19 protein-coding genes are annotated in these 19,285 nt (G+C 33.3%); 9 read left to right on the forward strand and 10 right to left on the reverse strand.

What is annotated here, in order from left to right; genetic code table 11:
- Positions 1-57: 57 nt before the first annotated feature.
- Genes CLU81_RS07790 through CLU81_RS07800 form a run of 3 tightly spaced genes read right to left on the reverse strand, consistent with a single transcriptional unit; the run spans position 58 to position 3,567 of the window.
- Positions 58-1,215, reverse strand: coding sequence for an ABC transporter permease (locus CLU81_RS07790; protein ID WP_099709303.1), 1,158 nt, complete (start codon positions 1,213-1,215; stop codon positions 58-60).
- 2 nt (positions 1,216-1,217) lie between these two features.
- The gene (locus tag CLU81_RS07795) at positions 1,218-2,171 is read right to left on the reverse strand and encodes an HlyD family secretion protein (protein ID WP_099712701.1); all 954 of its coding nucleotides are present in this window, start codon (positions 2,169-2,171) and stop codon (positions 1,218-1,220) included.
- Positions 2,172-2,184: 13 nt separating this feature from the next.
- Entirely contained in the window at positions 2,185-3,567 is a 1,383-nt protein-coding gene (locus CLU81_RS07800; RefSeq protein WP_099709304.1) for a TolC family protein, read from the reverse strand.
- 266 nt (positions 3,568-3,833) lie between these two features.
- Between CLU81_RS07800 and CLU81_RS07805 the strand changes: the two genes are divergently transcribed.
- From CLU81_RS07805 to CLU81_RS07815, 3 genes are read left to right on the forward strand one after another with little or no spacing between them, the layout of a single operon-like run.
- Positions 3,834-5,084 carry a hypothetical protein gene (locus tag CLU81_RS07805; RefSeq protein WP_144444482.1) on the forward strand — a complete coding sequence of 417 codons (1,251 nt, stop codon included), beginning with the start codon at positions 3,834-3,836 and terminating at the stop codon, positions 5,082-5,084.
- A 53-nt stretch (positions 5,085-5,137) separates the two neighbouring features.
- The gene (locus CLU81_RS07810; RefSeq protein WP_099709306.1) at positions 5,138-6,298 is read left to right on the forward strand and encodes a porin; all 1,161 of its coding nucleotides are present in this window, start codon (positions 5,138-5,140) and stop codon (positions 6,296-6,298) included.
- Between the two features lie 21 nt (positions 6,299-6,319).
- Complete coding sequence (locus tag CLU81_RS07815; protein ID WP_099709307.1) at positions 6,320-7,750, forward strand: anion permease; 1,431 nt, start codon at positions 6,320-6,322, stop codon at positions 7,748-7,750.
- Here the strand turns inward: CLU81_RS07815 and CLU81_RS07820 are convergent.
- The gene (locus tag CLU81_RS07820) at positions 7,747-8,058 is read right to left on the reverse strand and encodes a GNAT family N-acetyltransferase (protein ID WP_233209678.1); all 312 of its coding nucleotides are present in this window, start codon (positions 8,056-8,058) and stop codon (positions 7,747-7,749) included. The two genes, CLU81_RS07815 and CLU81_RS07820, sit on opposite strands and share 4 nt — an antisense overlap.
- Positions 8,059-8,344: 286 nt before the next feature.
- Between CLU81_RS07820 and CLU81_RS07825 the strand changes: the two genes are divergently transcribed.
- A complete protein-coding gene (locus CLU81_RS07825; protein WP_099709308.1) occupies positions 8,345-9,004 on the forward strand; it encodes an alpha/beta hydrolase in 660 nt (219 codons plus the stop codon).
- A 584-nt stretch (positions 9,005-9,588) separates the two neighbouring features.
- Here the strand turns inward: CLU81_RS07825 and CLU81_RS07830 are convergent.
- The gene (locus tag CLU81_RS07830; RefSeq protein ID WP_099709309.1) at positions 9,589-10,104 is read right to left on the reverse strand and encodes a hypothetical protein; all 516 of its coding nucleotides are present in this window, start codon (positions 10,102-10,104) and stop codon (positions 9,589-9,591) included.
- Between the two features lie 167 nt (positions 10,105-10,271).
- Between CLU81_RS07830 and rpmH the strand changes: the two genes are divergently transcribed.
- The 3 genes from rpmH to CLU81_RS07845 all read left to right on the forward strand — a co-directional run bounded on the left by rpmH (position 10,272) and on the right by CLU81_RS07845 (position 14,974).
- Positions 10,272-10,433: a 50S ribosomal protein L34 gene (gene rpmH, locus CLU81_RS07835; protein WP_008464848.1), complete on the forward strand. Its 162-nt coding sequence runs from the start codon at positions 10,272-10,274 to the stop codon at positions 10,431-10,433.
- A 147-nt stretch (positions 10,434-10,580) separates the two neighbouring features.
- Complete coding sequence (gene carB, locus CLU81_RS07840) at positions 10,581-13,436, forward strand: carbamoyl-phosphate synthase large subunit (protein WP_099709310.1); 2,856 nt, start codon at positions 10,581-10,583, stop codon at positions 13,434-13,436.
- Between the two features lie 155 nt (positions 13,437-13,591).
- On the forward strand, positions 13,592-14,974 hold the full coding sequence (locus tag CLU81_RS07845) for a S41 family peptidase (protein ID WP_144444483.1): 1,383 nt from the start codon (positions 13,592-13,594) through the stop codon (positions 14,972-14,974).
- Between the two features lie 48 nt (positions 14,975-15,022).
- Here CLU81_RS07845 and yiaA read toward each other — a convergent pair whose 3' ends face one another.
- The gene (yiaA, locus tag CLU81_RS07850; RefSeq protein WP_099712703.1) at positions 15,023-15,421 is read right to left on the reverse strand and encodes an inner membrane protein YiaA; all 399 of its coding nucleotides are present in this window, start codon (positions 15,419-15,421) and stop codon (positions 15,023-15,025) included.
- Between the two features lie 273 nt (positions 15,422-15,694).
- On the opposite strand from yiaA, the gene CLU81_RS07855 reads away from it, so the two are divergent.
- Both CLU81_RS07855 and CLU81_RS07860 read left to right on the forward strand, forming a co-directional pair.
- The gene (locus CLU81_RS07855; RefSeq protein WP_099709312.1) at positions 15,695-16,000 is read left to right on the forward strand and encodes a hypothetical protein; all 306 of its coding nucleotides are present in this window, start codon (positions 15,695-15,697) and stop codon (positions 15,998-16,000) included.
- A gap of 27 nt (positions 16,001-16,027) precedes the next feature.
- Positions 16,028-16,924 (forward strand): M57 family metalloprotease, encoded by an 897-nt coding sequence (locus CLU81_RS07860; protein ID WP_158235318.1) that lies wholly within the window; start codon positions 16,028-16,030, stop codon positions 16,922-16,924.
- Positions 16,925-17,000: 76 nt separating this feature from the next.
- Here CLU81_RS07860 and CLU81_RS07865 read toward each other — a convergent pair whose 3' ends face one another.
- Genes CLU81_RS07865 through CLU81_RS07880 form a run of 4 tightly spaced genes read right to left on the reverse strand, consistent with a single transcriptional unit; the run spans position 17,001 to position 19,048 of the window.
- Positions 17,001-17,537 (reverse strand): DUF4252 domain-containing protein, encoded by a 537-nt coding sequence (locus tag CLU81_RS07865; protein ID WP_099709314.1) that lies wholly within the window; start codon positions 17,535-17,537, stop codon positions 17,001-17,003.
- Between the two features lie 11 nt (positions 17,538-17,548).
- Complete coding sequence (locus tag CLU81_RS07870; RefSeq protein ID WP_099709315.1) at positions 17,549-18,076, reverse strand: DUF4252 domain-containing protein; 528 nt, start codon at positions 18,074-18,076, stop codon at positions 17,549-17,551.
- A 17-nt stretch (positions 18,077-18,093) separates the two neighbouring features.
- A complete protein-coding gene (locus CLU81_RS07875; protein ID WP_099709316.1) occupies positions 18,094-18,552 on the reverse strand; it encodes a hypothetical protein in 459 nt (152 codons plus the stop codon).
- Positions 18,539-19,048 (reverse strand): RNA polymerase sigma factor, encoded by a 510-nt coding sequence (locus CLU81_RS07880; RefSeq protein ID WP_099709317.1) that lies wholly within the window; start codon positions 19,046-19,048, stop codon positions 18,539-18,541. Before CLU81_RS07880 ends, CLU81_RS07875 begins: the two co-directional genes overlap by 14 nt.
- Positions 19,049-19,285: the final 237 nt, after the last annotated feature.

Here is a 19,285-nt window from a genome sequence, read left to right on the forward strand (position 1 = left end):
CTTTTTTTATATCTCGTCCTGAAATAAGTTGGCATAAAATCAACCTATTTTATGGAATTACGCTTCTTTAAGAACACTTTTCTTTTTAAAGTATAAGGCAATAAAAGCCAAAATAAAACAAACCAAACCTATAATTATCATGTTCCAAATAGGTTTTGTTGTTTGCGAAAAAGTTCCGTTTTCGATAATTAATATTCTAAAAGCTTTCAAAAAATGTGTTAGCGGAATCACATTTGAAATCAACTGAACTCCTTGTGGCATTTGACTTAATGGCCAGGTAAAACCGCTCAGGATAAAACTGGGAGTTGCGATAACCATTAAAATTTCTGTCGCTTTTAATTGACTTGGAACCAAAATACTAACCAGAATACCTATGAAAGAAACCGAGAGTACAAATATCCCTGCTATAAAAGTTAGCGGAAGCAAATTTTCGTAAAAAGGCAATCTAAACCATAAAGTAAAAAGCCAATAGATAAGCCAAATTCCGAAACTCATAATCATATAAGGAATGATTTTTACCGCTAAAAGTTTTAAAACCGAAGGGCATTTTTTGACCAAATCTTTAAAAGTTCCGTTTTCAAATTCAGAAGCAAAAGAAAGTGCTAATCCTAAAAGTAAAACTTGTTGAAGAACTGTCGCAAGAACTCCCGGCCATAAAAAATACATATAATTGGTACTTCGGTTGTATTTTTTTATAAAAGTAGTTTTGAAAGGTTCATATTGTGAAGCAAGTAAATTTTCCGGAACGCCTTGCTTTCTTAATGTTTCAATTTGAACGCCTGCTTTTAATGTTCCAAGGCAAACTTGTATCGCTGTTGACGCATAATTAGCCGTTAGAACATTAGAGGTATTTACGATCGTTGTAATTTCGGGATATTTTTTTGTGAGTGTCATTTTCTCAAAATCCTTTGGAATAATAACCACACAAGTTGCTTCTTTTTGAATGGCAATCTGCGAAAGATTATTTTGATCGTACAAAATCGAAGCAATAGACAAAACCTCATTATCCTGAAACATTTGAATTGCTTTTGAGCTTAACTCAGATCTGTCCTGATCAACAACAATAATTGGAAGATCAGTAACTTTGCCTTTTCCGTAAACATAACCCAACAAAACGCCATAAAGAATTGGCGCTCCAATAAAAAGCAATCGAAGAACTTTATTACTCCAAAATAATCGGAATTCCCGTTTAAGCAATGAAAAGAAGTTTTGCATAATCAGAGAGATAAAGTAACAGTTGTTTTTGTAATGAGATCTTTTGTATCGCCAATATTCGCAGGCGTTATTTTTATTTCGAATAAACTTTCCTGCATTTCGTAATCCGGATAAGCGGTTGCAATATTTCCGTATGCTCCAAGTTGTTTTATAGTTGAAATAGTTCCTTTTACATCTTTTTTCAAATACGGAATATGAACATTTATTTCCTGATCTTTTTTAAATTTTGCCAATTGATTTTCAGGTATCGTAAATCGAAAGTATGCGCTGTTGGCAATATAACCATTGAATAAAGTATAACCCGGTAATGCCAGTTCGCCAAGATTTAGGGTTATGGTTTCAATACTCATGTCTTGCGGTGCAAAAATATAGCGTTCTTTATCAGCAGTTTCTACTTCCTGCAATGCGCCAAGAGCTCTGTCTTGTTGACCTAAAGCCATTGTTTGCTGTTCAATACGTGCGCCTTTTTTGGCATCATCCAATTCGGCAATAACAGCATTATATTGCGCCTGAGCTCCTTGATATTTAGCAAAAGTTTCATCGTAAGTTTGTTGCGAGATCAAAGAATCTTTTAGCATATTGGTCAATCGCTTAATAGATTTCTGAGCAAATTCATACTGTTCTTTCAGTCCCATTTTTTTGGCTTCAAGCTGTTTGATTTGATTTTCAGTTGCTCCTTTTACCGCCATTTTATATTGCGCTTTTGCAGAAGTAACGGCACCTTCGGCCTGACTTTTTTTAGCATCAACTTCAGGAATATCAAGAATTGCCAGTGTATCTCCTTTTCGAACAATATCTCCTTCTTTGACAAAGATTTTTAGAATCTTGCCGGGGATTTTGCTCACAACTGCAATTTGTTCTTTTTCTATTTTTCCTTGAATTATATTCTCTTTCTGCGCTTTTTGACAGCTTACATAAAGTAGAATTAAGGGAATTATAAGGATTGCTTTTTTCATAAAACAGAACTTTTTATTTAGATATTTTTTTTGATAAATCACCAGTAGCAATTATAGTTTCAATGGCAGCCAATCGCTGATCGATCAAAGTCGTGGTTTTGTTCACTGATGCTTTATAAGAATCATTTTCGGCTTCAAGGCGCTCAGATATATTGATAAGACCTTCCTTGTATTGTTTTATCGCCAGATTCAAATTATTGCCTGCCACTTTTTCCTGCTGTTGCGTGATATCGATTTTTTGCGTTAAAACGCTGTAATCAACTAAGTTTTTTTCAAGAAGTAATTCTAGTTTTTCTTTAGTATCATCAATTTGGTTTTGTACTTGCTCAATATTTATTTTGGCTTCGTGAACTTTGTGTTTTCTTTCAAAACCAGAGAAAACCTCCCATTTCATAGCAGCTCCAACAACCCAATTATTACTTATGGTTACTTCATTTAATCCTAAATATAATGCTTCATTTATTCCCGTGATAACAGGCGTTGTTGCATTTGCATTGAATAAACTGGAATACGAAACTCCTCCAAAAGCACCTAAAGTGGGTAAATAAGTTCCTTTTTCTTTTTTTAATAAATATTCATATGCGGTTTTAAACGATTCGAGTGCTTTAATTTCCTGTTTGTTTTCGGTACTTAATTTCTCATCCGTTATTAAATATGGAGCCAATTCGTAATGAACATTCTCTATTTCACTAATTGAATAGCCTGTTAAATATTGAATTTTTTTATAAACTAATTTTCGTTTTCCGTCCAGTTCAATCTTTTTCGAAGATAATTCCAGCGATGCCAATTTGATTTTATCGCGATCGTATGGTATTGCAAGTCCTTGTTCTATTGCTTTTGTTACGCGCTTAGTTTCTGTATCTAATCGTTTTTCACTTTCCTGTATTAGTTTATCAATCTCCTTCAGTAATTCTAATTGATCAAAAGTGTTTATAACATCTTTAATGATTTGGTCTTTTTCTGATTCTTTTAAAAACACAGTTCCTTTCGTTTTTTCTGCAATAGCTTTTGCTCCGTTTGGTATTTGCATTCCGCTAAATAATACGGTTTTTGCCATCACACTTCCGTTAAAAATATTTCCGTAGTTTTTAAAAGCCGTTTTCCCATCAAACAAAGGATAGTTTACAATTGGTATTGTAGCCGTAGGAAGATCAACAGTCAGTTTATTGTCAAAATAAGAATAAAGTGCACTCGCTTCAACCGTTGGAATGTATTTGTTCCAGACTCCTTTTTCCTGAAGATTTAGTTTTTCAATATCTAAGTCTTTATTTTTTAATGAAGTACTTTTTTCAATAGCCTTCTGAATCGCATCTTCTAAGCTTGAAGAAACCTCAATTTGACCATATCCATAAGTTAGATAAAAGAAGAAAAGTAAAAGAGATAAATGTTTTTTCATTGCAATTCTGTATCTATTATTTGATTAATTCTGAAACAAAATTTGTAGGACATCCTAAAAGAAAAGACAGACATAAATAACGTCTAATTACAAAGTTAAGAATATAAGTCTTACAATACCACCTTGTCAACAAGGAAAACACAGAGAAGATTTAAAACTTTTTTAATATTTTATAGTTGTAAAACAGAAAGTTATGAAGCACTGTTGGACTTTGTCTGTTTTTTCATACCTTAGTGACTGTAATTCTAAATTAACAAAATATTTGTATGAAAAAGAACTTCTTATTTTTTACGATTTTAATGACTAGTTTGTTTTCCATTCCTGTATTTTCTCAAACAGATAATGAACCTGTTGCTTTAGGTTTACCAGGAGATAATCTTAATTTATTTGCAGTTTTAGATATTTTTCAAAAATCTAAAACCTTAGAAGAGTTTGAAAAAGTCCTAAATGAACAAGACAGTAAGGTTAATAATTTGGATTTAAATAATGATGGCGACATTGATTATATTGAAATCGAAAGTCAAAAAGATGGAAATATACACTCAATTGTGCTTCAAGTTGCTATCAATAGTACTGAGAAACAAGATGTGGCTGTTATTGAAGTTGAAAAAGATAAAAAGAACAATATACACGTTCAGATTATTGGAGACGAAGATTTATATGGAAAAAATTACATTGTAGAACCTTCTGATACTGTTGCAGGAACACCAAATCCAGGTTATAAAGGAGATCAAACTGTAATTGTAAACAATAATACTACCAATAATTATAACACCACAACTAGCAATCCAAGTTATGTTACTACAAGTGTGAGTGCGTGGCCAGTTGTATTGTTTTTGTTTTCACCTATTTATGTACCATACAGATCTCCTTGGTATTGGGGATATTATCCTTCGTATTGGCGACCTTGGCGTCCTGTTTACTATCAGGATTACTGGGGATATCATGGACATTATTATCGCAATAATTATTACAGAAGAACAGCTGTTATAAGAAATCCTAGATATTATAATCGCTATGCATCAAGAAGAAATACATCAGTTGTTGTAAGAGATAATAGAGCTAGTGGCCGTTATAATACTACTTATAATGGAAGAGATTATAAAAGACCATCTCCTGTTACGACTACAAGACCAACCAGACCGGCGACAACGCGACCAGTAACTCGCCCTACAAATCCATCAACAAGACCTGGCACAACAAATCCAGGCACAACCAGACCAGTAACTCGTCCAACAAATCCCGGTACGACAAGACCGGCTCCGGTGACGCGTCCGGTAACTCCAACTAATCCGTCAACAAGACCAGTTGTTAGGCCAACGCAGCCTGTAACGCGTCCAGTAACACAACCTGTGACACGACCAACAAATCCAACAACGCGTCCTGTAACACGTCCAACGCAGCCTACAACTCGCCCGGTAACACAACCGGTAACACGCCCTGCGACCAGACCAGCACCAACTAGAAACACTGCAACGCCAAGCCCTGCAAGCGGTAGTTCTAATGGAAGAAGATAAAAATTAAAATTCTATAAAGAATCAATAATAGACTAACTTTTTATTTGCAGACTATGAATAAATCTTTACTAGTAAAAATTGCTTTTATTCTTTTTATAATGCCCTTTTTTGCAAATGCTCAAACTCCTACAGTTCTTGCTCCGGTACCAGAAACACCACCGGAAACGACCGTTAAATATCCACAATTTCAATTTAAGGGATTGTTTCAGGCGCGCTATCTGCAAGCTTTAGAAGATCGTGTTGATGTTATGGGAGTTCAACATTCTACAGGCGATGTTGTTCAAAGTACGTTTGATATCAAAAGAATGCGTGTTGGTGTTAATACCAAATTAAGCGAAGCTACAGAAGTTGTAATTTTGGTGAATCTTGCTGATTTTAAATCTGATCCTAAAGGGAAAGTTTTAGAAAATGCCTACGCCAAATACACTTTTAGTAAATATTTTGCAGTTACAGGAGGACAATTCCGACCAGCTTTTGGTATTGAAGAATTAGTTCCAGTAGATATTATCAAATCATTTGATTTCTCGAATCAATATTATGAGTTTGGAAAAAACGGCTGGACCAGTTTTCAAATTGGAGCTTCTGCAACGGGAGCTTTTGATCTTGGTAACATCCCTTTTAACTACGCTATTTCTATGTTAAACGGAAACGGGAAAGATCAGGAAATGGATAAGGATAACGGAAAACAATATTCGACACGACTGGTTTTTACATTATCAAAATTGCACAAAATTAATTTAGGACTTAATGGAGGTTCCGGAAAAGTCTTCAAAAAAAATGTTTTCGCTGTAGGTGCTGATATTACAAGTGATTTTAAATTAAATGATAAATTTACTTTCGATTTACAAATAGAATATAAACAAGGAACCAATCATAATTTATATTATTCTTTGCCAACTACAGCAAGAACCCCAAATGTTTCAGATTATCAAATGCGAGGAATTTATTTTCTGCCTAATTTGAGATATTTAGTGGATTATAAAAAACTAACTTCATTAGAAGTATCCTGCCGATATGAACGATTTGATCCAAGTTATAAAATCGATTCTAATGTTAGACAAACCTATACACCAATGATCAGTCTTGAATTTGGTAAAGCGTATACTGGCCGAATCGAATTAGGCTTAGAGATTGATCGTTTTGACAAAAACATTCCTGATACGTCAATGTATAATGACAACCTGTTTATAATTCAGTTTCAGTGCAGACTATAATTTAATCTAATTCTTATTGTTATGAAAGAAGTAAAAATTCCTCAAACCTTAATTACGCTTGCTGTTGGAGTAGCAATTTGGTTTATTCCGGCGCCAGATGGTGTAGTAATTGAAGCGTGGCATTTGTTTGCCATTTTTGTCGCAACAATTTTAGGAATTATTTTGAAAGCAGCACCAATGGGAACAATGTGTATGATCGCAATTGCCCTTACCGCTTTCTCACAAGTATTGGCGCCAGGTGAAGCTGGAAAATCAATTACGCTCGCTTTAAAAGGCTTTGGAGATAAAGTAATCTGGCTTATTGGAATTTCATTTTTCATTGCCAGAGGTTTTATAAAAACAGGACTAGGAAACAGAATCGCTTTCTTATTTATTAGAATATTTGGAAAAAGCTCACTTGGATTGGCATATGGTCTAGGATTAGCAGATTTAGTTTTAGCTCCAGCTGTACCAAGTAATACAGCACGAGGCGGAGGAATTATTTATCCTATTATGAAATCTATGTCAATGAGTTTTGGCTCAATGCCGGATCAGCCCGAAACACATCGAAAACTAGGTTCTTATCTTACGTTAAGCAGTTATAATGCAAACTTAATTGCTTCGTCTATGTTTTTAACCGGAACGGCGAGTAATCCAATGTGTCAAAAATTTGCACTTAATTTAGGCATAAAAATTAGTTGGATTTCCTGGGCCACAGCAGCTATAGTTCCGGGTTTGGTGGCATTTTTTGTAATTCCGCTTGTATTGTATAAAATTTATCCGCCAGAACTAAAGAAAACTGGTGATGCACCTCAGATTGCAGCTCAGAAACTTAAAGAAATGGGACCAATAACGCGTGACGAATGGATGATGTTATTGACTTTCTTCATCTTATTATTCCTTTGGATGACGGGCGATTTATTTTCTATTGATGCAACTACAACCGCATTTATTGGTTTGGTTATATTGCTTCTAACTTCAGTTTTGACTTGGGACGATGTCAAAGCCGAAAAAGGCGCCTGGGATACTATCGTTTGGTTTTCGGTATTAGTAATGATGGCGAGTTCGCTCAATGAACTTGGATTTATTAGTTGGTTCAGCGGTTTAATAAAAGCTGAAATTGGCGGATTAAGCTGGCAAATGGCTTTTCCTATTATTGTATTAGTGTACTTTTTTAGTCATTATCTTTTCGCAAGTGCCACAGCTCACGTAGCAGCAATGTACGCAGCGTTATTAGGAGTTGGAGTTTCCCTTGGAGTTCCTGGATTACTATTGGCTTTTATGCTTGGATTTGTTGGTTCAACCTACGGAACTTTAACGCATTATGGACACGGACCTGCACCAGTTTTCTTCGGAAGCGGTTACGTCGACCTGAAAAGCTGGTGGGTCAAAGGATTAATAACAGGATTGACAATGCTCTTGATCTATATGGTTATAGGAGGATTGTGGCTCCGATTAATTGGTGATTTTTAAATTCTGATTCCGGGAGGAAGTAATTCTTTGTATTCCGGATTCTTTTTAATAAACAAGACAATTCTAGGATGAATAGGCATTAATTTAAATTTCTTTTCAATGACGATTTCCATGATGTTTTTAAGTAAAGTATCAATTATCGCTTGATTGTCAAAGCCTTCCGGAGAGTTGATTTTGGTTAAGAAAATTTTCTTTTCCTGAAAAGAATATTCAATAGAAAGTAATCCTTCAGGGACTATGGTTTCAAATTGTCTTGCAAAAGTGTTGTCTTTGATTTCCATAGTTTCAATAGGTTCCATATTAGTCATGTTTTTTTGGGGAGATTGGATTAAAAATAATAGAAAAGAACGATAAGTACATTACATAAAAATCCTGGAAAGAGATTTAAATAATGATTATTATAACTACAAAGGTAATCATTTGATTTTCAATATAAAATTATTTTTTAAAGGCGTAATATTGCCTTAACCTTTCTATGGTTGAAATTTTATTGGGTTTGATGAATAATTGTGGTGTAAGATTTGCTGTGCATATTACTAAAAAAAGTAATTTTAGCTTGAATTTAATCTGTAACCATAATTCTTATTCTGCCAAATGAGTAAAATTCCTGTATACTTTATGCCCGGTCTGGCTGCTAGTCCGGCAATTTTTGAAAGAATCAAATTAGACGAATCTGTTTTTGAGACCTGTATGTTAGAATGGGAAATTCCCCAACCAAAAGAGTCTTTGTCTGATTATGCATTAAGAATATCTAAAAATATTAAACACGAAAATCCGGTTTTAATTGGAGTTTCGTTTGGAGGAATTTTGGTTCAGGAAATTGCAAAGCATATTCAGGCACGAAAAGTTATTATTATTTCAAGCGTTAGAAGTAATGCAGAATTCCCTAGAAGAATGAAAATCGGAAAAACTACAAAAGCCTACAAGCTGATTCCGATGAAGTTAATTTTGAATATCGAAAATCTTGCAAAATATTCTTTTGGCGAAAAAGTCAATAAACGCATTAAATTATACGAGAAGTTCCTGGCGGTTCGCGATCTGAACTATTTACAATGGGCAGTTGAAAATGTTATTTTATGGGATCGAAATGAAATTAATCCAGATGTTATTCATATTCACGGCGATCAGGATGATGTTTTTCCTATAAAGTATATCAACAGCTGCATTGTGGTAAAAGGCGGAACTCATATTATGATTCTGAATAAATATAAATGGCTGAACGAGAATTTACCTTCTATTATATTGGAAGAGTAAATTTTTGTTTCAGGTTTCAGGTTTCAGGTTTCAGGTTTCAGGTTTCAGGTTTCAGGTTTCAGGTTTCAGGTTTCAGGTTTCAGGTTTCAGGTTTCGATAACCTTTGTCAAAGTTTTAAACTTTGACAAAGGTCTGCACGCAATCATTACGCAAAGTTTTTCTCCGCAATCTTGTCATCCCGAGGAACGAGGGATCTCCGCAAGTAGCTCGACATGCTAAATAAACTTTGTGTTAGTTTCTTGTGGAGATACCTCGTTCCTCGCAAAGACAAAACTAAGATAATGCATCTTTAAAAACCTAAAGCCATAGCCCTGATAGAAGCGGTATCCTTTTTATCCGCTTTTTTGCGGATGAAAAGATACAAGTGGATAGCAGGAAATAGCTCCAAATTCTAACATTAAAAATTCTAAATTCCAATCGTTTTTTTTACGCAGGCAATGTCCTTGCGAGGAACGAAGCAATCTCACTGCAATAAAACACAACGTTTAATCTGTAAATGAGATTGCTTCGTTCCTCGCAAGGACAAAAAAATCCCATTCGCCGCGGCGAATGGGATTTTGAAAAATATTATAATTTAAAGAAATTTAGATTTTCTTCATTTGTTCTTTCATCATTGTGATTTGCTCTTTCAGCATTCCTTGTTTGTCTAATTTTTTAGCTTCGTTTAATAAATTAGTAGCTTCAAGTTTTCTTCGGCGTGACATTGCAACTCCGGCAAGGTTTAATTTTGCAACTGCCAAATCCATATCCATTGATAGTCCAAGTTCGATTGCTTTCTTGAAATGTTTCTCGGCTTGGTTGATATTTGTCTGAGATAACATGATTCCGTGTAGGTAATTAAAATATCCTTGTTGTTTGCGTACTAAAGCAGCTTCGGGATTTTTGATATATGCCAGCCATTTTTTAGCTCCTTCAAAGTCTTGTTTTCTTAATTTAAGGAAAGCTAAAAGGATAAATTCGTTTTTAAAGTAAAGAAATATTGGAATTGCAGTAAGCAATAAAAGGAAAATACCATTCCCGATATTACTTTCGGTAAATTGCCAAACGCCAGCAACTACAAGAAGTCCGGCCAAAATAAGTTTAATATTTTTATGAAACATAATAGATGTATATTTGTGATTGCAAATATAGTAAAATGAATTAAAAATATTTTTATTAAAGTACTTGCCAGAAAAAAAAGTCTTTGTATATTTGCACTCGGTTTTTGAGTAACGATATTCAAAAAACAGAAAAGAGATATTAGACACCATTTTAAAGATACAAAGCAATGAGCAAAAGAACATTTCAACCATCGAAAAGAAAAAGAAGAAATAAGCACGGATTTATGGACAGAATGGCTTCTGCGAATGGAAGAAAAGTTCTAGCGCGTAGAAGAGCAAAAGGAAGACATAAATTAACTGTTTCTAGCGAGCCTAGACACAAAAAATAATGTTTGTATAAACATACATAAGGCGATTACTTTTTTAGTATCGCCTTTTTTTATACCTTGTCGGTAAAAAATTTGTAACATTCTAGTTTCTAAAGCACTGTGAATGTTTTTGAATACATATTATAATAACTACACAATACATACAAAATGCCTAAAGACACATCAATAAAATCAGTTTTAATAATAGGTTCAGGACCTATTGTTATTGGACAAGCTTGCGAATTTGATTATGCAGGATCTCAATCTGCACGTTCTATTCGTGAAGAAGGAATTGAAGTTATCTTGATAAACTCAAATCCAGCGACAATTATGACCGACCCAAGTATGGCCGATCACATTTACTTGAAACCACTAACTACAAAATCGATAATTGAAATTCTAAAGGAACATCCACAAATTGATGCTGTTTTACCTACAATGGGTGGACAAACAGCTTTGAACTTGTGTTTGGAAGCTGAAGAAAAAGGAATCTGGCAGGATTTTGGAGTAAAATTAATTGGAGTTGACGTAAACGCAATCAATATTACAGAAGACAGAGAGCAGTTTAAACAACTTCTTGAAAGAATTAATGTACCAACTGCGCCTGCAAAAACTGCTACTTCTTACTTAGAAGGAAAAGAAATTGCTCAGGAATTTGGTTTTCCGCTTGTAATTCGTCCTTCATTTACACTTGGAGGAACAGGAGCAGCAATTGTTTACAAAAAAGAAGATTTTGATGAGCTTTTAACTCGCGGTCTTGAAGCATCACCAATTCACGAAGTTTTGATTGACAAAGCTTTAATGGGATGGAAAGAATATGAGTTAGAACTTTTAAGAGATAAAAACGATAATGTTGTAATCATTTGTTCAATCGAAAATATGGATCCAATGGGAATTCATACTGGAGATTCGATTACAGTTGCACCAGCAATGACATTATCAGACACAACTTTTCAAAAATTACGTGATTATGCAATCTTAATGATGCGTAGTATCGGAAATTTTGCCGGAGGTTGTAACGTACAATTCGCAGTTTCGCCAGACGAAAAAGAAGATATCGTAGCGATCGAGATTAATCCTCGTGTATCTCGTTCTTCTGCTTTGGCATCTAAAGCGACTGGATATCCAATCGCTAAAATTGCTTCTAAACTAGCTTTAGGATATAATCTTGATGAATTGCAAAATCAAATTACAAAATCAACTTCGGCTCTTTTTGAACCGACTTTAGACTATGTAATTGTAAAAATACCACGTTGGAACTTTGATAAATTCGAAGGTGCTGACAGAACTTTAGGACTTCAGATGAAATCTGTTGGTGAAGTAATGGGAATTGGACGCTCGTTCCAGGAAGCATTACACAAAGCAACTCAATCTCTTGAAATTAAGAGAAACGGTTTAGGAGCTGACGGAAAAGGATACAAAAACTACGAACAAATTATCGAGAAACTAACTTTTGCAAGTTGGGATCGTGTTTTTGTAATTTATGATGCAATTGCAATGGGAATTCCGTTGAGCCGTATTCATGAAATCACAAAAATCGATATGTGGTTCTTAAAACAATACGAAGAACTTTATACTTTAGAGAAAGAAATTTCGAACTATAAAGTATCTAATCTTCCTAAAGAACTTTTGCTTGAGGCGAAACAAAAAGGTTTTGCTGACAGACAAATTGCTCACATGGTAAATTGTCTTGAAAGCGAAGTACATACTTTACGTATGGATCAAAACATCAACCGTGTGTTTAAATTGGTTGATACTTGCGCAGCTGAGTTTAAAGCAAAAACACCTTACTACTACTCTACTTTTGAGGCTGAAATCGAAAAAGCAAACGGTGAGCGTTATGTAGACAACGAAAGTATTGTAACTGATAAAAAGAAAATTATCGTTCTTGGTTCCGGACCAAACAGAATTGGACAAGGAATTGAGTTTGATTATTCTTGTGTACACGGAGTTTTGGCTGCGAAAGAATGTGGTTACGAAACAATCATGATCAACTGTAATCCTGAAACGGTTTCAACTGACTTTGATACAGCTGATAAATTATACTTTGAACCAGTTTTCTGGGAACATATATATGACATCATTCAGCACGAAAAACCAGAAGGTGTAATTGTTCAGTTAGGTGGACAAACAGCTTTGAAATTAGCTGAAAAATTATCTAAATACGGAGTAAAAATCATCGGAACTAGTTTTGATGCACTTGATTTAGCTGAAGACAGAGGACGTTTCTCAGATTTATTGAGAGAATTACACATTCCTTTCCCACAATTCGGAATTGCTGAAACTGCTGATGAAGCTTCTGCTCTTGCAGATACTTTAGACTTCCCATTATTGATTCGTCCTTCTTATGTATTAGGAGGTCAGGGAATGAAAATTGTAATCAACAAAAAAGAACTTGAAGAGCACGTTATCAACTTATTGAAAACGATTCCAGGAAATAAATTACTTCTTGATCACTATTTAGCCGGAGCAATCGAAGCTGAAGCTGATGCAATTTGTGATGCTGACGGAAATGTGTACATCATAGGAATTATGGAGCATATCGAACCTTGCGGAGTTCACTCTGGAGATAGTAATGCTACTTTACCTCCTTTTAACTTAGGAGAATTCGTAATGCAACAAATTAAAGATCATACTTTTAAAATTGCAAGAGCACTGAAAACCGTTGGTTTAATCAACATTCAATTTGCGATAAAAGATGATACAGTTTATATTATCGAAGCAAATCCAAGAGCTTCAAGAACGGTACCATTTATTGCAAAAGCTTACGGAGAACCTTATGTAAACTATGCTACAAAAGTAATGTTAGGACATAATAAAGTAACTGACTTTGATTTTAATCCGCAATTGAAAGGATACGCAATCAAACAACCGGTTTTCTCTTTCAGCAAATTCCATAATGTAAACAAAGCATTAGGACCAGAAATGAAATCAACAGGAGAAAGCATCTTGTTTATTGATGACTTAAAAGACGATCAATTCTACGAATTGTACTCTAGAAGAAAAATGTATTTGAGTAAATAATCTCAAATCCTGATAATAAAAAAGCTCCATGAAAATGGGGCTTTTTTTATGACTTTTTCTTAGGTTGAATTTGATAATGAAATATTTAACTATATTTGATAAGCACCAAATTCAATTCCAAAATTTTTATCGTAACTAAATCCGAAGAAAAACATATGAAATCATTTTTCATCTATATCTTATTATTTATAATTGTTTTTAAAGTTGATGTCTTAGCACAGAAAAAAATAAATGAGAAATTCAAAAAAGAAACTATCCTTAAAATTGATTTATTGCTACAAGAAAATTACGTTTTTCCTGATCAAGCCAAATTAATAGCTGACCATTTGAATAAAAGTTTGAAGGAAGGGAAGTTTAAAAAATATGAATTAATTGATTCGTTTGCACTTGCTTTAACTAAAGAAATCAGAATTGTTAATAAGGATAGACATTTAGGTATATGGCCTGCTTTTACTCCTGTAAAAGGACAGGAAAGTTCAAGTGATGATTATCAAATGTATTTAAAAAAATATAAAGGCACCAGAAAAGAAGCCAACGGTTTTAAAGAGGCAAAAATAATAGATGGAAATATAGGGTATCTAAATATCAACTTTTTCCTTGCAGAAACTACAAAAACCCTTGATGCCTATATGTATCTCCTGGCAAATACGGATGCTGTGATTATCGATTTACAACATAATGGCGGTGGTAATCCTAATACGGTAAATTATTTATGCAGTTATTTTTTAGAGAATAATTTATTGATTAATACGCTTTATTTCAGACAAGGAAACCGAAAGGATGAAGTAATTACTCATGAAGTAAATGGGAAGAAAATGATTGACGTTCCTTTATTCATAATTACCGGTTCACAAACTTTTTCGGGAGCCGAGGAGTTTAGCTATAATATGCAAAGTCAAAGGAGAGCTACATTAGTTGGAGAAGTTACTGGAGGTGCCGCAAATCCAGGCGATGTTTTTAAGATAAATTCTGATTTAGAAATCTTTATTCCGACAGGTACGGGTACAAATCCAATAACAAAAACAAACTGGGAAGGAACTGGTGTTATTCCCGAAATCAAAACTTCAGGTGAAAATGCCTATTCTAAAACTATTGAATTGGCAAGTCAGGCTGCGGAAATCTACAGAAACAAAAAAGCATTAGAATCAAAAAACATATATGAAGAATTACAACATATTATTGACAAACAAGCTCAATATTCAGAAATTGATGCTTCAAAAATTGATCAACAAATAACTGATATTTTTAGAAAAGCAGTTGATTTAAATTTATTTAGCGAAAGTGATATTAATTTTTTTGGTTCTCAAAGCATCAAAAAAAATCCACTCATAGCAGAATCTATTCTAAAAAGCAATACTATTTTATATCCCAAATCTCCTATGACTTATCTGGCTTATGGTGATATGCTTGAATCCAATGGTAAGAAAAATTTAGCATTGACTAATTTTGAAAAATCAATATTGTTAGCAGAAGAACAAAAAGCTCCTTATCTGGAAGGTTTGAAAATGCGATATGAAAAAGCAAAAAGCAGTAAATAAAAAAAAGCTCCATTTTCATGGAGCTTTTTTATTTTTGATCGTTTATGTTTATTCGCTTTTTTCGAATACCATATTATCTCTTGTATTTTTTTGCACTGAAATTGCACCAAAAAGCGCCAGTAAAAAAGCAAATGCATAAAAACCTTTTTCACTTGGTAAAATAGTTGCATTCCATAGTCCAACAACTAATAACACAATCGACAACAAAGTTCCGAACCAGCAAATACCATAATAAATATCAGTTACAGGAAGTTTTTCAAGTCTGTCTCTCACGCTTTTTTGTAACGAAACAACAGCAAATAATCCAAACATTAAAACTGTAAAATAATATCCTTTTTCGTTTAATAACATTTCGGCTCTTGCAAGTCCAACGATAAAACCTACTGTTCCAGCTCCAAGAGCTACCCAAGATGCCGCAATAAAAGCATTCGATGTTTTTTGTACCATATTCTTTAATTTAATAATCATGTTTTGGTTAGCAACAAATATAATTAAATAAGATTCTGATTATAATAAAACGAAATAAATATTATTACGTATAATCTTCTAAAATGTTAAACAAAAAAAGCTCCATAATTGAATTTGCTAATATTTTTTTGAAGTACAAAAAAACACATCAAATGTCAGTATATAAAAAAAATAAGAAAATACTTTATTTTTTAACATTTTTTTAGAATTGTTTTTATATTTTTATAAGATTAATCTTAAAATAAAAATACTATGAAAAACCTAAAAATTATGTATCTAATTATCGCTTTTTGCTCCTCACAACTTTTTATTCAATGTACTAGTGATGACAATAAAAAAAATACAGGAAAAACTGAAACTGAACAGTATACAGATGAGGTTATCATGTTAAGAAACTTTCTTTCAACAAGTCTACCAATAGATATAAATAAAATAATTTATGACTCTACCATAAGTAGTTTTATAATTGATGGAGACGTAATAATGCCTTTAGAACAAGCCAGAGGCCATTATAGCAGTTACTCAGGTTTAAAAAACACAAATAAGATTAATCAATAATCAAGTGTTTATCAAATGAAACCCGAAATGGCAGCCTCAGTACAAGTATACACATCTTCAGAAGTTACATCAGAGTGGCGAATTGCAATAAATAAGGCAATAAATATTTGGAATGACACTAATTCAGGTATAAATATAACTACTGTAAACACTTCAACATCTTTAAGCGTCAATGTAGTTATGGGAGAAATAGGCGATAGATCTCATATTGCCAATGGCTATTATCCTTACGGTGGTAAACCCGGAACGAGGATAATGATAAATACTAACTTTATTAACAAATTAAAGGATGCCGATAGACTTCATACAATGATTCATGAATTAGGCCACACTTTCGGACTACGTCATACTAATGAACCTGCTGGATACCTAATACCATGTACTTCACCTAAAGACATTTGGTCCATAATGTTTGGGATGCATGACGACACCACAACATTTACTTATTTTGATAATGTCGCAATTAGCACATTATATCCCGTTGCCCTAGGAACAAAAAAATTATATAGATATAAAAAAAATCAGTATTATTTCTACGCAACAGATGCCTGTGAAATAACTCCTAGTAAAGATAGCTATATTTTGGATGGTGATGCCGGTTATTTACACTCGACACAAATCCCAGGAACCGTACCACTATATCGAATACTCAACGGTTCTACCGTTAAAGATCATAAGTTAAATAAGAATCAAACTTCATCTAATGATGTTATTTTAGGATATTTATATCCTACTCAACAACCTGGAACCACTCCTCTTTATAGTTATGGAATTTACGAATCGAAACCAGGACAAACTCCATCTTATATGTATCACTATAATTACACAACAACTAATTCTGAAGCTATATTAAAAGTCATCATAGGATATGTGAATAACAAAACAATTACAAAAGAAACCCCAAAATATCCTATTGTGTTTTGATAGAAAAAGATAAATGTGGTTAAAACAAAAAGCTCCATTTTCATGGAGCTTTTTTCGAATTTAAAGTAAGAATGTATTATTTCATTAATTGTTGCAAAGGTTTCAATTGATCCATATTAATATTTGATTGTTTCAAAACGCTCATCAAGGTCATAATATTATTAGGATTCATATTTTTTCCTAAAACACGAACCACTGCAAAACCATTTTCTTTTCTGTTGGCAAAAATCACAAATTCCTCGATATTATCATCAGTGCCAACATAACTTACAGATGCACCGTCTTTACCTGAACCAACTGTCATTAATTGTTGATATTTAGGATCTTTCAGAATTGCTTTAACTTTAGTTCGTTCTGTTTCAAACTGCGCCTGATTTTTATCGTTTGCTTTGAATGCCAGAATATTCATTTTGTCGAAAGAATTCAAAGCTTCACTTTGTTCTGTAGATAATTTTGTTTTATCTAAATTCAAAATGCTAGGCGAAACATCGAGCGCAATAAAATCTTTATTATCGCTGTTTTGTACAAAATACTTCTGTAATGAAGGTTCAGAATTACAACTTACTAAAGTTAGCAATACTAAAAGAGCTGTGGTAAAAACGTTTGCTTTCATATATGTTGAATTTATTTTTTGCCTTTAGAGGCTTTTTTAAGATCAGAACCACCAGGAAGTTGCATCTTATCTGTTAGTACTGAAATTTCGTTTAAATCAAAATTACCGGTTAGAGAAAGTAAAACAGTTTCGTCGTTTTTAGCTCCGTCAACAAACATTAGCAATTCTTTAATTTGCGTATCACTTGCACCTGATTTTACCATTATACGAACATTTTTTCCACTGTCGTTTACTCTCATTAATTCTTCTAAACCTGCTGTTTTAATGTATTTATCTGCTGCAGCTTTCATATCAGCTTCAATTTTTGGATTCTTCGTAGTAAACACTTTTAAGTAGTCTAATTTTTTAATCAGATTAATATACTGCTGCGTTTCTTTATCAGAACCATCAGCTTTTACCTTACTCATTAAATCAAACATTTTTTTGTTTACAATCACAGATGTTACATCGTCCTGACCATCAAATTTGTCAAAAGCACCTTGTGCATAAAAAGCTTGTGTAACGAATGCGAAAACTAGTGTTATGATGAAATTTTTCATTTTTGATTGAATTTTAATTATTGTTTAAAAATTTTGTTTTTTGATTGCTCGTATTCCTTAACGTATTGTACACTTTCGATACCTACATTAACATTGTTTGACAATAATGCTAAAGCTTTTTGCGTTGCCGCAAGTGCTTCTTCAGGATTGTCATAGGTTCCTAATTCTGATTGCGCTACAACCGGAGTTGCAGTTTTTTGGCTCACATAAAAAAAGGTTCCTATTCCTAGTAAAAGAACAGCTGAAGCTGCAATTGATAACCACGCCACATTTCGTTTTTTAGTTTGTAGTGGTATTTCCTGCGTCGATTTTTGTTCTCTTACCTGAGAGAAATAACCAAACATTGGTTTGTATTGCTCCAAATGCTGCGCAACATTTGATGACGAAAAGTATTCTTTTAATTCCTTTTCTTCTGCAATAGAAGTTTCTCCCTGAAAGTATTTTTCTAATATATTTTCTATTTTATCTAATTCCATAACTGTGTGTATTAACCATTGATTCTCGTATTTTTTTTCTCGCTCTCGAAAGTGCTACCCGAATAGCCGTTTCATTCATGTTGACAATTTTTGCTATTTCATCAAATTCATATTGTTCAACATCGCGTAACTGAATTAATATTTGAAGTTGTTCAGGCAACTGACTTATAATTTTCTCAACCCATTCCAGACTATCAGAATCTTCCAGCTTTTTATCTAATTGAGGTTCCCGATCTGTAAAATTGTTATGAACTATTTTAAGATTTCCTGCTCTTTTAGATTTTAGCTGATCCAGACAATAATTTTTAGTCATTGTCATCGCAACAGCTTCTATATTATTGTATGCATCCAAATTGTCTTTTTTATTCCATAATTTCACCATTACTTCCTGAGTAGCATCTTCAGCTTCTTCGGTACTAGTAAGCAATCGCTTTGCCAGACGAAAAACTTTGTCTTTAAAAGGATTTACTAATTCTATAAACACAATCTGGTTCATATATGGTTGTTTTGGTTTTTGGTCAATTAAGCAATCTGCCTGTTTTAGAAATTATTTGAACTATTTTAAGCTCTTTTTATTCTATAAACCGAAAGATTACCCGTTAGCTTATATAGTCAAGACGAGGCACAATTCTTTTTGTTACAGCCTAATTTATTTTTTTTTCGAAAAAATGAAATAAACTTATTATAGTTAAAACTAAAGATACTATTTTTACGTTAGTATTACATAGATACA

It is taken from the genome of Flavobacterium sp. 9, assembly GCF_002754195.1.
Taxonomy (GTDB): Bacteria; Bacteroidota; Bacteroidia; order Flavobacteriales; family Flavobacteriaceae; genus Flavobacterium.

Coding starts and splice junctions, on each gene's coding strand:
- CLU81_RS07790 (WP_099709303.1), bottom strand. CDS start 1,215: ATGCAAAACTTCTTTTCATTGCTTAAACGGGAATTCCGATTATTTTGG.
- CLU81_RS07795 (WP_099712701.1), bottom strand. CDS start 2,171: ATGAAAAAAGCAATCCTTATAATTCCCTTAATTCTACTTTATGTAAGC.
- CLU81_RS07800 (WP_099709304.1), bottom strand. CDS start 3,567: ATGAAAAAACATTTATCTCTTTTACTTTTCTTCTTTTATCTAACTTAT.
- CLU81_RS07805 (WP_144444482.1), top strand. CDS start 3,834: ATGAAAAAGAACTTCTTATTTTTTACGATTTTAATGACTAGTTTGTTT.
- CLU81_RS07810 (WP_099709306.1), top strand. CDS start 5,138: ATGAATAAATCTTTACTAGTAAAAATTGCTTTTATTCTTTTTATAATG.
- CLU81_RS07815 (WP_099709307.1), top strand. CDS start 6,320: ATGAAAGAAGTAAAAATTCCTCAAACCTTAATTACGCTTGCTGTTGGA.
- CLU81_RS07820 (WP_233209678.1), bottom strand. CDS start 8,058: ATGACTAATATGGAACCTATTGAAACTATGGAAATCAAAGACAACACT.
- CLU81_RS07825 (WP_099709308.1), top strand. CDS start 8,345: ATGAGTAAAATTCCTGTATACTTTATGCCCGGTCTGGCTGCTAGTCCG.
- CLU81_RS07830 (WP_099709309.1), bottom strand. CDS start 10,104: ATGTTTCATAAAAATATTAAACTTATTTTGGCCGGACTTCTTGTAGTT.
- rpmH (WP_008464848.1), top strand. CDS start 10,272: ATGAGCAAAAGAACATTTCAACCATCGAAAAGAAAAAGAAGAAATAAG.
- carB (WP_099709310.1), top strand. CDS start 10,581: ATGCCTAAAGACACATCAATAAAATCAGTTTTAATAATAGGTTCAGGA.
- CLU81_RS07845 (WP_144444483.1), top strand. CDS start 13,592: ATGAAATCATTTTTCATCTATATCTTATTATTTATAATTGTTTTTAAA.
- yiaA (WP_099712703.1), bottom strand. CDS start 15,421: ATGGTACAAAAAACATCGAATGCTTTTATTGCGGCATCTTGGGTAGCT.
- CLU81_RS07855 (WP_099709312.1), top strand. CDS start 15,695: ATGAAAAACCTAAAAATTATGTATCTAATTATCGCTTTTTGCTCCTCA.
- CLU81_RS07860 (WP_158235318.1), top strand. CDS start 16,028: ATGGCAGCCTCAGTACAAGTATACACATCTTCAGAAGTTACATCAGAG.
- CLU81_RS07865 (WP_099709314.1), bottom strand. CDS start 17,537: ATGAAAGCAAACGTTTTTACCACAGCTCTTTTAGTATTGCTAACTTTA.
- CLU81_RS07870 (WP_099709315.1), bottom strand. CDS start 18,076: ATGAAAAATTTCATCATAACACTAGTTTTCGCATTCGTTACACAAGCT.
- CLU81_RS07875 (WP_099709316.1), bottom strand. CDS start 18,552: ATGGAATTAGATAAAATAGAAAATATATTAGAAAAATACTTTCAGGGA.
- CLU81_RS07880 (WP_099709317.1), bottom strand. CDS start 19,048: ATGAACCAGATTGTGTTTATAGAATTAGTAAATCCTTTTAAAGACAAA.